This window comes from Hyphomonas sp. TMED31, assembly GCF_002172815.1.
GTDB lineage: Bacteria > Pseudomonadota > Alphaproteobacteria > Caulobacterales > Hyphomonadaceae > Hyphomonas > Hyphomonas atlantica.
In genome coordinates, this window is record NZ_NHCK01000065.1 from 1 (window position 1) to 15425 (window position 15425).

Annotated in this window: 13 protein-coding genes; 12 read left to right on the forward strand and 1 reads right to left on the reverse strand. The window is 56.1% G+C overall.

Annotated features, from left to right (window positions below; all coding sequences use genetic code 11):
- The 10 genes from CBB91_RS09980 to CBB91_RS10025 form a co-directional block, all read left to right on the forward strand.
- Positions 1-532: MFS transporter (locus CBB91_RS09980; RefSeq protein ID WP_345906795.1), on the forward strand; the 532-nt coding region annotated here is incomplete at its 5' end.
- Positions 532-1464: a ribokinase gene (locus CBB91_RS09985; RefSeq protein ID WP_273013897.1), complete on the forward strand. Its 933-nt coding sequence runs from the start codon at positions 532-534 to the stop codon at positions 1462-1464. The genes CBB91_RS09980 and CBB91_RS09985, both read left to right, overlap by 1 nt.
- Positions 1461-2294, forward strand: coding sequence for an oxidoreductase (locus CBB91_RS09990; protein ID WP_273013899.1), 834 nt, complete (start codon positions 1461-1463; stop codon positions 2292-2294). The genes CBB91_RS09985 and CBB91_RS09990 overlap by 4 nt, the downstream gene beginning before the upstream one ends.
- 120 nt (positions 2295-2414) lie before the next feature.
- Positions 2415-3494, forward strand: a complete 1080-nt coding sequence (locus tag CBB91_RS09995; protein ID WP_345906796.1) for a TauD/TfdA family dioxygenase — start codon at positions 2415-2417, stop codon at positions 3492-3494.
- A 24-nt stretch (positions 3495-3518) separates the two neighbouring features.
- Entirely contained in the window at positions 3519-3839 is a 321-nt protein-coding gene (locus tag CBB91_RS10000; protein ID WP_273013902.1) for a 2Fe-2S iron-sulfur cluster-binding protein, read from the forward strand.
- A 106-nt stretch (positions 3840-3945) separates the two neighbouring features.
- Positions 3946-5064: an LLM class flavin-dependent oxidoreductase gene (locus CBB91_RS10005; RefSeq protein WP_273013904.1), complete on the forward strand. Its 1119-nt coding sequence runs from the start codon at positions 3946-3948 to the stop codon at positions 5062-5064.
- Positions 5065-5727 carry an isochorismatase family cysteine hydrolase gene (locus CBB91_RS10010; protein WP_273013905.1) on the forward strand — a complete coding sequence of 221 codons (663 nt, stop codon included), beginning with the start codon at positions 5065-5067 and terminating at the stop codon, positions 5725-5727.
- Positions 5728-5856: 129 nt separating this feature from the next.
- Entirely contained in the window at positions 5857-7107 is a 1251-nt protein-coding gene (locus tag CBB91_RS10015) for an MFS transporter (protein ID WP_273013907.1), read from the forward strand.
- 212 nt (positions 7108-7319) lie between these two features.
- Positions 7320-9593: a TonB-dependent receptor gene (locus CBB91_RS10020; protein ID WP_273013909.1), complete on the forward strand. Its 2274-nt coding sequence runs from the start codon at positions 7320-7322 to the stop codon at positions 9591-9593.
- Positions 9594-9629: 36 nt separating this feature from the next.
- The gene (locus tag CBB91_RS10025; RefSeq protein WP_035554683.1) at positions 9630-10466 is read left to right on the forward strand and encodes a TauD/TfdA family dioxygenase; all 837 of its coding nucleotides are present in this window, start codon (positions 9630-9632) and stop codon (positions 10464-10466) included.
- 19 nt (positions 10467-10485) lie between these two features.
- Here the strand turns inward: CBB91_RS10025 and CBB91_RS10030 are convergent, their stop codons facing one another.
- Positions 10486-11925: a helix-turn-helix transcriptional regulator gene (locus CBB91_RS10030; protein ID WP_273013911.1), complete on the reverse strand. Its 1440-nt coding sequence runs from the start codon at positions 11923-11925 to the stop codon at positions 10486-10488.
- Positions 11926-12078: 153 nt separating this feature from the next.
- On the opposite strand from CBB91_RS10030, the gene aceB reads away from it, so the two are divergent.
- Together aceB and CBB91_RS10040 are read left to right on the forward strand one after the other, a co-directional pair.
- Positions 12079-13716: a malate synthase A gene (gene aceB, locus CBB91_RS10035; protein ID WP_273013912.1), complete on the forward strand. Its 1638-nt coding sequence runs from the start codon at positions 12079-12081 to the stop codon at positions 13714-13716.
- Positions 13717-13756: 40 nt separating this feature from the next.
- Complete coding sequence (locus tag CBB91_RS10040) at positions 13757-15379, forward strand: isocitrate lyase (protein ID WP_273013914.1); 1623 nt, start codon at positions 13757-13759, stop codon at positions 15377-15379.
- Positions 15380-15425: the final 46 nt, after the last annotated feature.

Sequence of the window (15425 nt, forward strand, 5' to 3'; positions counted from 1 at the left end):
CATGACGGCCATTTTCACCCATGTGGTGCCCATGTTGATGGATCGCGGCATTTCCCTTCAATCCGCGACATTGGCCATCAGTATCTTCGCCTTGGTAACTGCTGGGTGGCAAGTCATGACGGGATACTTCCTGGACCGTTTTTATACGCCAAAAGTAGCGGTGCCCATGTTTGCTGCGGCGATCCTTGGCCTGCTTTGTTTCCAGTATGGAACGGCCCTGCCGACCATCTACATCGGCGCAGCTTTGATGGGCATTGGGCTTGGGGCAGAGTTTGGCTGTCTGTCCTATTTTGTGTCCCGCTATTTCGGGCTTCGCTCATTCGGAACGATCATTGGGGTGTTCTACTCCGTCGTCATAGTCTTCCAGGGAGGGGCGCCGGTCTTGATGGATATCGGCTTTGACGTCACGGGCAGCTATGTGACTTCGGTATGGGTGCTCGCAGGTCTGCTCTTGCTTGGCACTGTCCTGATCCTGTTGCTTCCGGAGTTCAGCAAGAACTCATCTGCTCACGATCAGGAGGTGATCAGCTGATGGCAGACCTGACCATATTGGGAAGCGTCAATCTGGATGTTGTGCTTCGTGTTGCCAGCTTGCCAAGGCCGGGGGAAACTGTTTCTGCAACAGGGTCTGATCACTATCTCGGTGGGAAGGGAGCCAACCAGGCGGTTGCCGCCGCGCGGTCTGGGGTCAATCTGGAATTCCATGCCTGCCTTGGAGATGATGAGGACGGGGCATGGCTCATTTCAGAGTTGGAGGCACTTTCTGTGCCTTCGGGCGGTATCGAAAAGTTGCCATCCATGCGGAGCGGTCGCGCTTATATCTGCGTGGACGCAGCAGGCGAAAATCACATCGTCGTCGATGCCGGCGCAAATGCTCAGCTCAAGGTCGTTCCGCCAAAGCGGGCCGACGCAAAAGTTGTCTTGTCCCAATTGGAGACGCCAATCGAAACGACACTTGCGTATTGTGCGTCGCTTGCAGGCTCCAATACGACAGCTGTGTTGAATGCGGCGCCAGCGATATTGCGGGCGCGCGATGACTTGTTCCACGTGATGAACATCATCGTGATGAACGAGTCTGAACTCGCATTCTATGCCGAAATTGAGAGCCTTCCGGAAGATATTGAAGATATCACCCGAATTGCCAGGACGCTGCTCTCGCGTGCGGATCAGGTTATCATCGTGACTTGTGGTGCCGCGGGTGCGTTGGCAATCAGTCGCAATCACCTGCACGTAACACCCGCGCGACGCACGAAAGCGCGAGACACAACCGGTTCAGGCGACTGTTTCTGTGGAACCTTGTGCGCGCGACTTGCCATGGGCGACCAACTTGATGCAGCGATGCAATACGCATCCATAGCGGCATCCTTGTCCGTTGAGAAAGATGGCGCCGCCGCATCCATGCCCTCGCGGGAAGATGTTGAGCTGATCATCTTCGAGATGGAGTCGGAGGAGGTTCCTGGATGAAGACCTGGTTGATTACCGGCGTCAGCAAGGGGCTGGGAAAGCAGATCGCTTTGCAAATGCTGGAGCAAGGCGACCGTGTGATCGGCACGGTGCGCTCTGAACAGGATCACGAGGGATTTTCCAGTCAGGCGGGCGGACGCGCCATTGCGCTGCTGCTTGATGTGACTGACTTCGATGAAGTCTTTGAGAAAGTAGCTGAAGCTGAAAGAGAACACGGTCCGATTGATGTGCTTGTGAACAATGCCGGATACGGATTGACTGGAGCCATTGAGGAAACCTCTATTCAGGAAATCAGATCGCTTTTCGACGTAAACGTTCTTGGCGCCATCGCCATGATCCACGCTGTGCTTCCAGGAATGCGTCGGCGACGCGCGGGGCACATTGTGAATGTTTCCTCCGCCAGCGGGCTCGCACCGTGGGCAGGAACCGGAATTTACGGCGCAAGCAAGTATGCGCTCGAATGTATTGGTCAGACATTGGCGGACGAGGTTTCGCCACTTGGCATTCATGTGACGAATGTGGCGCCGGGGGGAATGCGCACGGATTTCGCCGGCGGCTCCTTGCGCGCAGTCGAGCCGACTATTCCGGACTACGAATCGACGGCCCATATGGCCCATCAAGTGCTTTCGGAAGGCAAGGGCCGGGAACCAAGCGCCCCTGGCAAGATCGCATTGGCCATTTCGCACCTGGTGGAGATGGATGTGCCGCCGCGGCTGCTGCTATTGGGCGCGGATGCGTACAAATACGCGACCGACCATCTCAGAAGCCAGCTTGATGCTATGGATGCGTTCAAAGAGCTCACGCATTCTGTTTCTGCGGAGGCAGTGTGATGCCTTTTTCAGCAATTCAGCGCGCCACAAGAATTCATGTCGCTCGGTGCAAGACCGATGCATCCAGCGTTGATACTCTCAATTTCAAATCTGCTGAATTTCCAGAGCCTGGAGGCCATGATGACGACTGCAGCTGTGTGCAAACCTGTGACGACCGCTGCGGCCTGGCGTGGCGATGAGATCAAGGCTGGCGAGGAATGGATCTACCATCTGTCACCTGAGCAGGTGGAAGAACTGGAGGACCTCGGAGCCCGGTTTGTTGAGGCGGATCCAGACCTTCGGTTCGTGCAAGCATCTGAGTATCCCCTGACAGCATGCGCCGAAGCGGTGGAAGCCTGGGGCCGTGATGTCGATACAGGGCGGGGTTTCGTTCTGGTGCGGGGATTGCGAACACATTTGTATTCGGATGCCCTGTCTTCGGCGATCTATTACATTCTCGGCCTGCACATGGGAGATCCGATCCGTCAGAACGAGATGGGAGACTTGATCGACCATATCTACGCGACATCCGACAAGACGATGGATGACCCGACGGCGCTCTCATCAAAGGTGCGCGACAAGCTGGTCTATCATTCCGACAGTTCCGACATTGTCGCCCTGATGTGCCTGAGACCCGCAAAGGAAGGGGGCGCATCCTGTCTGGTGTCAGGTGCCGAGATCTATAATGAAATTCTGCGTCGCCGGCCCGACCTTGCGCCATTGCTGCTGGAGCCGTTTCATTGGGACTGGCGGCGGCAAGACCATAATGCCCCGGCCAACACGTACACATCGCCGGTGATCAGCATCGAAGAAGGTGTGTTCAGCATGTATGCGGGCTCGCTCTATATTCTGACGGCGCAGGANTATCCNGGGGTGCCGAAGCTGACGGATGCGCAAAAGGAAGTGCTCGCGCTGTTTGACGAAATTACCTACGAGCCAGGTATGGCGATCGATATGGATTTCCGCCCCGGTGATATTCAGTGGCTATCCAATTACGCTGCACTTCATTCTCGTACGGAGTTCTTTGATCATCCTGAACCGCAACGCAAACGCCATCTTCTGCGCTTGTGGCTCAGCCGGGATGCAGGGCGACCGGTTGTGGAGGGCTTTGGCAAGAATGGTGTTGTGCAGGTCAGGGAAAANCCTCGGGAAGGTGTCGATGATGAAGTGATCGGCAAATTCCATGTCGCGGACGCGGCCGTGCCCAGAATGATTTCCTGATCAAGCCACAGAAGAAGACGCTGAATGCCCGAACTGAAAGTGATCAAGCGCTCCGGAGAAGAGGTCGTCATAGAGGCAACCGCTGGCCATAGCGTAATGGAGGCNATATCTGCTTCTGGCGCCGAAGATATCGCTGCGATTTGCGGGGGTGCCTGCGCGTGCGCAACCTGTCATGTCTTCGTGGGGGATGAGTTCCTGGATCGTACGGGGGCGGCATCCGAACCGGAAAANGAGTTGCTCGATTTCTCCGACAATGCACGGCCCCAATCCCGGCTATCATGCCAGATCATCATGACGGANGAGCTGTCGGGTTTGTGCGTGGAAGTTGCGCCTGAGGAAATGTGAGCGCCTGTGGAAGATGNTCGCCGATCAATAGTTGAGGCGCGAGAAATCAAGAACCGGATGGCTTGNCTTGGTGATAGTNCGGTATCGAAATGAGGGAATTGAAGACATGTCAGAGCCAGTTTCTCCAACCAAGTTTGACTTGCCATCCGATACCGGAGGCAAGGATCTGGGCATCTTCATGCCGATCGCCAATGGGGGGTGGATCCTGTCGAGAAACAAGCCGGAGCTCGATGGGTCATATGCCTACAACCGCAAAGTCGCGGTTNTGGCAGAAGAGCTGGGATACGACTTCATCATGTCCATGGCAAAGTATCGCGGATATGGCGGCGAAACCAANCAGTGGGATGCGACACTCGACGCGACGGTCACGATGGCAGCGCTGGCAGAAGTCACCAAAACCGTGAAGGTCTGGACCACTGTCCACACGATCCTGCAAAATCCGGGAACGGTCGCGAAAATGATTGCTACGCTGGATCAGGTATCGAACGGACGGGCAGGGCTCAATGTGGTCACGGGTTCCTACAAGGGCGAGTTCTCCCAAATGGGTATGTGGCCGGACGATGTTGACCACGACGCCCGATACGACCTTGCCGACGAGTGGATCAAGGCCATCAAGGGCTTGTGGACCGAGCCCTCTGTCACGATGGATGGCAAGTATTTCCAACTGGATGACTGCGTTTCGAATCCTAAGCCTTCGAAAAAGCCATTCCTTGTTTGTGCGGGTACGTCTGAAAAGGGAATGCGATTCAGCGCGAACGAAATGGACGCGATCTTCTTGTCTGGCGACGTTCCTGANGTGCTGGCCGCTGCCAGNAACAAGGTGAAAGGCATCGCCGCCGAAATGGGGCGGTACATCCGCACGTACGCGATGATGACCGTTGTCCTCGGCGANACAGATGAAGAGGCTCAAGCGACGGCGCANCACTATCGGGATGGTCTCGATGAAGANGCCCTGCGCGGTATGATGCGCGCCTACGGGTTCCTGGATGCCGAAATCGGCAAGGAGAATGCGTTCGTGAAAAAGGCCAGATCATCCTTCATGTCGCCGCACGTTGCAGGATCGCCTGATACAGTTGTGGAGCGTCTGTCACAGCAATTGGAAGTGTCGGGTCTGGATGGCCTCATGCTGATCTTCCCCGACTATATNGAGGGAATGCCGAAATTTGCGGAAGAAGTGCTTCCAAAGTTGCGCGCAAAGTTTCCGTCTCTCGCCGGGGCGGCATAGATGACAGCTTTGCCGTCTGTATCTGACTTGCCGCATGTCGGGTCCGAGTTGCTCAGCGAGATACTTGATCCTGCACGTACCGCNTTGGTCCTGGTCGATGTTCAGGTGGATTTCGTTTCGCCANATGGCGTGATCGGGCAGGCGGGCGTTGANCTTNGCCCAGCGCACACCGCAATGGCCCAGATGGCTCGTCTTCGTGAGGCGCTCAAGCAAAAGAGCGGAACCATCTGTTTCCTGAAGGTCGTGACCCGGGATGAAACAGACACGGACGCCTTGAAGAACCTCTATGCTTGGCGCGGNAAGCCGGGCCAGCACGCGATATGCCGTGCGGATGAGGCGGGGTCAGACTATTANCAGCTTGTCCCGGAGGATGGTGATCTCGATATAGCGAAGGTTCTGTTCGATGGGTTTCATGGCACGGAACTCGACGCGGAATTGAAGGCGCGCGGCATTGATACTGTGTTGATGGCGGGCGTGACGACGGATTGCTGTGTCGACCAGACCGCTCGGTCTGCCTTTCATCACAATTTCAACGTCGTCGTCGTTTCTGATGCGTGCGCGGCTTATGAAGAGATACTTCATGTCGGTGCGCTCATGGCATTGGAGAAGAATTGCGCTTTGCTGNCTGATACGCAGACAGTCCTGGACACCCTGGAAGGGTAACCCCAAATCGGAGCACGACCGCTNCGACTNGGCGCAAATACAAACTCGGAGTGCGCACAGCGACAATATTGATCGCCCCCGATGTGAGACCTTTGATGCTTGGTNCCTCACATTGACAGGATGGCGAGCATGTTTCGAAAGTGGTTGGTCTTTGCCATTCTGGTCGGCGGCTTCTTCGTGCTCAATGCCAGCACATTTGCATCACTCGGCGTCGTCCTGTTTGTTATGGCGGACGATCTGGGGTGGAGCTACACGTCCGCTGGATTGGGTTTCACCGTGCTTGGGCTCGCCGTCGGGCTGACAGGGTTTCTGCCGGCCTTTCTGCTTCCGCGTATTGGTGCACGACAGACATTTGCACTCGGCTTCGTCCTGGTCGGTGCCGGGTTTGGTCTGGCGAGCGCGAGCGAAGCGCTGATGACCTTTTTTGCGGCCATGTGCTTTGTCGGAGCGGGATTCTCCCTTGCCGGAAATGTCACGGCGGTGTGGTTGATCGGAGAATGGTTCCCGATCCGAACGGCCCGGATGATCGGCCTGTATCTCATGCTTGGCGGCATTGGCGATATCGTGGGCCCAGGCTTGAGTTACTACGTGGTCGAGTGGACGAGTTGGCGTGCNAACTGGACCATTCTGGCCGGGGTTTGTGGCATGCTGGTAATCCTTGGCGCGCTGGCCATTCCCAAGGACAAGACGTCGTATCGGGAACGGGAGGCCAATGAGGACGCGCTGGAGGGCTCGGCGGCAAGAAGTTCCGAGAACTGGAAAACGGCAGTGTTTCGTCCGCTNTTNCTGGTNATTGCGGCGGCGGTAACCTTCAATCTCGCATGCGTCACGACCGTCCACTCAATGGCTGTCAGTCATTTGAAGTTGATTGGGCTATCGCCTTCCGTTGGGGCACTTGGCCTCAGCTTCATGGCGTTTGTATCCTTGGCATTCAAAGGCCTGGCTGGACCGCTCTGTGAGCGGTTTTCGTCGAAACACTTGCTGGCCGTGAGTATGGCCTTGCAAGCTGTAGGGATTGTGCTGTTTGCGATCGCCATGAGCCCGGCCATCGTTGTGGTGTCTTCCTTGCTGTTNGGCGCGGGGTGGGGGATCACTGTTGTCGCGACNATGGTCGTGCTCATTGAGCGTTTCGGCAGGGTACTGGGTGCCCAATTGCTGGGCGTGTCGCACCAGATTTCCTCGGTTGCCGCCTTTGGTCCCTTGGCAGCTGGACTGGCCGCTGACAAGGTCGGCTCATTCGCGCCAGTTTTCTTCGTGTTCGCAATTGCGCTGGGGCTTTTGGCATTGTTTATCCAGGTTTTGAGGGACCCGGGATTGTCAAAGCTTCAACTCACAGGCACGACACAGGAAACTGGTTCCGCCGATGCTCTCAAAGCGTAAGTCCTTGTGAAGCGTCCGCTGTGGCTGCGAATACAACCTGTTGGTGTGTGTGGAGAGTAAGTTTCGTGTTTCTGGTGGTTCAGCTNTTGCAACTATTTTGGCGCTCCAAATCAAGTCAGGACGAGAACCCCAATCTAGCGTGAGATATCGCAAAGTTTGTGATTTTCTGCAGCTTGAGGGGTAATGTCATGGGTCGGAACAAAAGAAGTTTTATGAAGTGTGGTGCTGCTGTTGCGGCGCTGAGTGTTGCGCTGGTTCACGGTGGTGTTGCATTTGCCGATGATGCGGCGGGTGATGAAGATGACATCCGNAACATGAACCAGATAACAGTGTACGGAGAGAAGCGGGAAACNACTCTNCAGGATGCGCCAATCGCGCTGAGCGCTATCACCGGGGATATCCTGGAGCAGGCGGGCATCACGGATCCGAGTCAGCTGAATGGGTATGTTCCCGGCCTGATGATCACGAAAAGTGGCGGGTCTGAACGCATCGTCACCATCCGCGGTGTAGGCCAGCAGACTCCAGAGAACTTCGCGACAATTCCGGGTGTGTCGTTTCATGTCGACGGCGCGTTCCTGCCAAATTCCATCGCGCTCAATATGGGGTTCTTTGATGTAGATCGCATCGAAGTCCTTCGCGGCCCGCAGGGCACTGTGTTCGGACAGAGTTCAACCGGTGGGTCGATCAACGTGATCACGAACCAGCCAACGCTTGGAGAGTCGAAGGGCACGTTCAAGGCAACTCTGGGCGACTACAACTACGTTCAGGGATTTGCCTCCTATAATGTGCCGATTGGTGAAACAGCGGCGATCCGCGGGTCAATCCAGCAAACGTCTCATGATGGCTATGCGACGGCCACCAGTATTGATGGCGGTTATGAGCTGGATGACGCTGACAATGAGCATTATCGCCTCGCCGCCTTGTGGGAGCCAACGGACAAGCTGTCCACAACGCTTTCCTATACGCTATACAATGACAAGCATAATGGCGGAGCACTGAAGAATATTGAGGACCCCAATCCTGATATTCGCGAAGTCACGCAGGACTTTCCCGCAAAGTTCAAGCTGAGGTCGGAACTTGCCACGCTCAACGTGTCGTACGAGCTTCCTTTCGCGACGTTGAAGTCTGTGACGAGTTATCAGGACATGTCGCATGACCAGTCGTTTGACGCCGATCGCCTCGATCTGGCGACCTATGGCGGCTACGATCATGTTGCGACGTGGGCTACAGAAGCCGAAACCTTCATGGAAGAACTGACAATCAGCTCACTTCCGGAATCCGGAATCGACTGGATTGCAGGCGTATTCTATTCGAACACGGACTCGGCTCANTATGTGGTNGAATANCGGGAGCTTGGCGTCACCTCCATTCCNGGCCTCCCNGTTCTGCCTCGTGACACCACTCCGGCGGAAATTCCTTCNAACCTNGCCTATGAAAACATTTCGACCGTCAATCGTGAGTCGNTTGCTCCGTTCTTNCAGGCGACAATCCCGCTGATGGAAAACCTGAGCGCNACAGTCGGCGCGCGTTACAATGACGACAAGTATGACGGCGAGGGNGCTTCGTACTATTCAACGCCGACCGCCAGTTCGTTCGCAACACAGACTTGGACCGGGAAAGTCGGGCTTGANTACGATATATCCGAAGACTCGATGGTGTATGCGAGCTGGTCACGCGGTTACAAGCCGGGCGGACTGAATGGCGGAACGTCAGGCGCACTTGTTGTCTCCTCGACATATGATGAAGAGACTGTGGAGGCGATCGAGTTCGGCTCCAAGAACACNTTNCTTGATGGCCGCGCAACGCTCAACGCCTCGGTCTTCTTCAATCAGTATGAAAACATGCAGTTCATCGAAGAGGATCCNATNCCCTATGCNGGGGGNATTGGCAACATTCCTGAAGCTGAAACATATGGTATCGANCTGGANGGCAGCTATCTGACCTTCAANGANCANCTCATGCTNGGCGGCAATATGGCCATGCTGGACGGGGAGGTCACTGCTGACTATGTGGCGCTGGATCGCCGCCTTGCTGACCTCGCCGGAGATGAAGCGGTGAATTCAGGCGCTACATATCCCTGGTCTTATGACTGGTTTCTCGCGCGTCAGTCTGCAGGCGTGCAGGTCGAGGGCAACACCCCGCCAAATCTCGCTGACCTGACATACAATCTGTATGCGGCCTGGTTCCAGCCAATTGGTGATCATGGTGAGCTGACGTCTCGCATCGAGAATGTATATGTTGGAGAGTATGAGGCGCGCATTTTCAACACGGCTGGCGCGGATGATGTGCCATCATACAGCCTCTGGAATGCGTACTTCCAGTATCAGCCGAANGAAGCGCCGTGGTTCGTGTCGGCTTCGATCACGAATATCGGCGATGAAGAGGGTATCTCGGGCCGGTTCGTGGACCCTTACTCAAGCGGAACTGTGAGCAATGAGTATGTCCCTCCGCGGCAATTGCTCGTCACATNCGGATTTGAGTTCTGATCTGAAGCGAAGCCAAACTATTAGAAGGAAATAGACGTGTCCGAATTTGACGGCGACAAGACGTACCAGCATTTCACCGCAAATCGAGTCACGCCCTATATGGGGGCCGAGTTGGATGGTATTGATCTGACCCGGCCCCTCTCACCCAGCCAGGCAGACGAATTGCGAGATGCGCTGGCCAGGTTCCAGGTTATCTTCTTTCGTGACCAGGAAATCAGTCATGACGCGCACAAGGATCTGGGGCGATTGTTTGGGCCTCTCGCGATCCATTCGGCGGTGGCTGGCATCGATGGACATCCAGAGATAGTGGCCATTCATGCCGATGCTGACTCAAAATATGTTGCCGGAGAGAGCTGGCATTCGGATTTGAGTGCAGACGAAGAACCTCCGCTTGGCAGTATCCTTTATCTTCACACCGTTCCGGAAACGGGCGGGGATACGATGTTTTCCAGCATGTACAAAGCCTATGACGCCTTGTCTGAACGGATGAAAACATATCTCGAAGGATTGGAGGCGGTNCATGACGCCAATCCGGTTTATCATGCTCTGTTCAAGGATTATGATAAACGGTATCCGGTTGCGACCCATCCGGTCATTCGCAGGCATCCGGTGACCGGAAAGAAATGTATCTTCGTCAATTCGTCCTACACGACCCATATTGAGGGATTGTCGGATGAGGAGAGCAAGGCGGTTCTAAACTTCCTGTTCGACCACGTGAAGAATCCGAACTTTCAGATACGGTTTCGCTGGAAACCGCACTCCATCGCCTTTTGGGACAACCGTGCCGTCCAGCACCTGGCGGTTTGGGACTATTTCCCGGAAGTCAGATCCGGTTTCCGGGTCACGATCGCGGGTGACAAACCCGTTTCCTAGGGAATGCGATTGTGGTCCGCTAGTCGTGCTCGAAGCTGAAGACAGAGATACCGCGCGATCTTGTATCGAAGACAAGTTTCTTGTTTAGCGGAGCGTGNGCCCTGGATGGGCAATTGTTCCGGTCGCACATATAGCAATTCACCCCAATGGGCGTCGCCTGCATGGCGGGCAGATTGAGTGTCTGCGCATATATCAGGCGGGGCGCGTAGGCGATGTCACACCCAAGGCCGATGGCGTACTTGGTTGGCGGCCGGTCAAAGGCGCCTTCCGATCGTGACATCGTGCGGGCGATTGAGAAATAGGTCGTATTGTCCGGCATCTGAATGATTTGTGTGCGCACCTGGTCGGGCGTCGCAAAGCAATCATGGATATTCCAGAGCGGGCAGGCGCCACCGAATTTCGAAAAATGAAACCGTCCCGCGCTGAAACGCTTGGACACATTGCCGGCGCTGTCCATTCGGACGAAGAAGAAGGGGATGCCGCGTGCATCCGGTTTCTGAAGCGTGGTGAGGCGGTGGGCGACTTGTTCAAAGCTTGCGCCGAACCGATGGCTGAGCAGCTCAATGTCATATTTCGTTGTTTCGCATTCACGGAGGAAGCGCGCATACGGCATCAGCAACGCGGCGGCGAAGTAATTTGCCAGGCTGACGCTGGCCAGGTTTCGCGCGCTGCGATCCGGGAATTTGGCTTTCTCGACATGCGCTTCAATAAGGGGGGCATATTCCAGCATGGCGATCTGGACGGCCAGCTGAAAGCGTCGTCCGGATTGGTGGAGCAGTTCTGACAGATCAATCCTGCGATGGTGCCGATCAAAATAACGCAGCCTGTCTGGCATGACATGAGCCGGCACAATCCGGACCTGGTAATTGTGTTGCTTCTTCAGGCGGTCTGTCAGGGTGGTATGGGGTTCATCCGTGGTCAGAAACAATTCGGCTGAGAGCGCTTCTGCCGCTTCGTCGATTTCGGGGAAGTAGTTCCGGTTTTCGTGGAAATATTCGCGGACGGAATCCACGCTCCGATCCGTCTGTTCCAGCACTTCGACCTTTTCCCGGTCTGCCATTGGGTTGGCGTCCGAATAAAGCCGGATATTCATCTCTTGATGGCGCGAATAGAGACGGAGGAAGGCCTTCGCGATGTCCGGATTGGCGTTGACGACATCTTCGACATCATTCTTGCCAATTGGCCCGGCTTCAAAAACGGGGTCGCGAAGCGCTTCCATGAGTTCGGAGGCCAGTCGAGCGTCGCTTGCGCCGCCCACATCGCTCAGATCGAAATCGTAGATTTGTGCGAGGGACACGAGCAGTTTCGCGCTCACGGGGCGCTGATTGCTCTCGATCAGATTGATGTAGCTGGCTGAGACATCNAGGTCTTCGGCCATNTGGGCCTGCGTCAGTCCAAGCGTGCGGCGAAGCCGTCGAAGCTTCGCGCCAATGAGGAGTTTCTCTTTTCGCTGGCTCATCAAATACCCTGAAGATTTACAAACTTTACAATTACCGTTGGGTTTACCTTACATCGTAAACATAAAAACCCAATAGAAACAATTGCATACTCGATATTCGGAAGAAGTGTAAATAGTGTTGTGTCAATTCGAGTTTGATTGATGAGGCACATTATGACTTTTGTCGAAGCGTTGGAGCGGGCCCCCAAAGAGGCTGACCATATTGAAGTCCTGAAGCGGGTAGAGGGCGTAGACCGGGTGCTGACCGAGGGTGCGCTCGACTTTCTGGNTCGCCTTGAGCGCCGTTTCGGTTCCCGGCGTCGTGAGCTTCTCGCNGCGCGCCGCGCACGTCAGGCGCGGTTCGATGCCGGGGAGCTGCCGGATTTCCTGCCTGAAACGAAATCAATCCGCGATGGCGTCTGGGAAGTTGCCCCGATCCCGGCGGTTCTCCAGGATCGCCGCGCGGAAATCACGGGCCCTGTTGATCGCAAGATGATGATCAACGCGCTGAACTCTGGCGCCAAGATGTTCATGGCTGACTTCGAGGATGCGTCGTCACCGACCTTCGGGAACATGATCGANGGTCAGGTGAACATGCAGGATTATGCCAATGGCAGCCTGGATTACACGGACCCGAAGTCTGGCAAATCCTATGCGCTCGGCGAAGAGACCGCTGTGATGATCGTGCGCCCTCGCGGATGGCACATGGAAGAGGCGCACCTCCTCATTGACGGCCAACCCATCTCCGCCAGCCTGTTCGATTTCGGACTGCACATCTTCCACAATGGCGCGAAACTGCACGCCTCGGGCCTTGGGCCTTTCTACTACTTGCCGAAGATGGAGAGCCATCTGGAGGCNCGCCTGTGGGATGAGGTCTTTGAGTTCGCGCAGGAAACGCTCGGAATTCCAGTAGGCTCCATCAAGGCAACCGTCCTGATCGAAACGCTTCCCGCTGCATTCGAGATGGATGAAATCCTTTACGAACTCCGCCGCCACATCGCTGGCCTCAATTGTGGCCGGTGGGACTATATCTTCTCCTACATCAAGACGCTTCGGAAGAACGCAGCCTACGTGCTGCCAGACCGTGCGCAGGTCGGCATGGACCGCGCATTCCTGAATGCTTATTCCTTGCTGCTGATCAAGACGTGCCACAATCGCCGCGCCCATGCGATGGGCGGCATGGCGGCGCAGATTCCGGTCAAGAATGACGAGGCGGCAAACACGGCGGCCTTTGAAAAGGTGCGCGCCGACAAGCTGCGCGAAGTGAAGGCGGGTCATGATGGCACTTGGGTGGCTCACCCTGCGCTCGTGCCTGTGGCGATGGAAGTCTTCAACGAGCACATGCCGGCCTGCAACCAAGTACGCAGCCAGCGGACTTTCCCGCCGATCCGTCGGGACGACCTTCTGCGTCCGCATACCGGGGACATCACCGAGGCGGGTGTGCGCACCAATATTTCCGTCGGCATTGAATACACCGCCGCCTGGCTGAATGGTCGCGGCGCTGTGCCGATCCACAATCTGATGGAAGATGCCGCAACAGCTGAGATCTCCCGCAGCCAGATCTGGCAGTGGTTGCANCATNAGGCCAGCATCATCGCGCAGAATGGTGAAGCCCGCTCGTTCTCACAGGACTGGTTCATGGAAATTCTCGGCGAGGAGCTCGCCAAGATCCGCGAAACCATTGGCGCAGATGCCTATGAGCAGGGCCGCTACGAGCTTGCCGCAAACATCTTCACCGAAACGGCAACCGGCGAAGACCTGCCAGACTTCCTGACAACCCCCGCTTACGAGGCGCTGCGAAAGCTCGCCTGATCCCCACACTGACTTCACCAAATTTCAAGGAGACAAAACCATGTCCAACCGCCCAACTTACTCTGAACTGCGCGCCGAGGCGCTCAAGCGTTATCCCGACGGCGTGACGCGCGCCGGGATCAGCGTAGACGACATCGTCCAGCTGAAAATCCAGAACACATACTCCACGCATCTCGACATTGCCCGTGAAATGGCCGGCGTGATGAGAGCTGACATGGCGGCCTATGATGCCGACCACTCAAAGTTCACCCAGTCTCTGGGCTGCTGGTCCGGCTTCCACGCGCAACAGATGATCAAGTCTGTCAAGCGCATGCGCGGCACGGCAAAAGGCACCTATGTGTACCTGTCCGGCTGGATGGTCGCTGGCCTGCGCAACACCTGGGGTCATCTGCCGGATCAGTCCATGCACGAGAAGACGGCTGTCGCAGAGCTTATCGAAGAGATTTATGTCTCTCTCCGTCAGGCCGACGAAGTTGCTCTGAACGATTTGTTCCGCGAGCTGGCCGCCGCCCGGGAAGCGGGTGCGAGCCAGGATGTCCTGGATGAGATCATCTACCGGATCGACACGTTCGAAACCCATGTGGTTCCGATCATTGCTGACATCGATGCTGGCTTCGGCAACGAGCATGCGACGTATCTGCTGGCCAAGGAGCTGATCAAGGCTGGCGCGTGCTGCCTCCAGATCGAGAACCAGGTCTCTGACGCGAAGCAGTGTGGCCACCAGGATGGCAAGGTCACAGTTCCCCGCGAAGACTTCATCGAGAAGCTGCGCGCCTGCCGTCTGGCATTTGAGGAGCTGGGTGTAGACGATGGTGTGATCGTCGCGCGTACAGACAGCCTCGGCGCCGGCCTGACCCAGAAGGTTCCGGTATCTCAGGGGCCGGGCGACCTGGCTTCGGAATACATCAAATGGCTTGAAACCGAAGAGATCTCCGACTCCAATCCGCTTCAGGATGGCGAGATGGCGCTGCAGAAAGATGGTAAGCTGGTCAAGCCAGTCCGTCTGCCAAACGGCCTCTATCGCTTCCGCGAAGGAACGGGCACCGAGCGCGTGATCGAGGATTGTATCGCCAACCTTACGCTTGGCGGCGCAGACCTGCTCTGGATCGAAACTGATACGCCGAANGTCGACATCATCGCGGGCATGGTGAACCGTATCAAGGAAGTCGTGCCGAATGCGAAGCTGACCTACAATAATAGCCCAAGCTTCAACTGGACGCTCAATCTGCGCAAGCAGGTCCGGGCAGACTGGATCGCGGCTGGAAAGATTTCCGAGAATGAATATCCGGAGGCAGAACTCATGTCAGCCCGCTTTGACGATACCGATCTCGGCAAGGAAGCTGACGCACGCCTGCAACGCTTCCAATATGACATCAGCGAACGCGCTGGCGTGTTCCACAACCTGATCACGCTGCCAACCTTCCACATGACGGCCTTCGCCATGGACGAATTGTCGAAAGGGTACTTCGGCGAGAACAAGATGGCCGCCTATGTTCAGACCATCCAGCGCCGCGAAATCCGCAATGGTGTGTCTGCCGTGAAGCACCAGCACGAAGTGGGCTCAGACCTTGGCGATACGTTCAAGGAAATGGTTGCCGGCGAACGNGCGCTGAAGGCGGGCGGTGTCCACAACACGATGAACCAGTTCGAGAACGTCGACTGATCATCCTGAACTTTTCAAACGGACCTAAAGCCCAGCCAGTTTGGCT

Excerpts from the sequence above, each read along its gene's own strand:
- CBB91_RS09990 (WP_273013899.1), top strand. The coding sequence starts at position 1,461 with ATGAAGACCTGGTTGATTACCGGCGTCAGCAAGGGGCTGGGAAAGCAG.
- CBB91_RS09985 (WP_273013897.1), top strand. The coding sequence starts at position 532 with ATGGCAGACCTGACCATATTGGGAAGCGTCAATCTGGATGTTGTGCTT.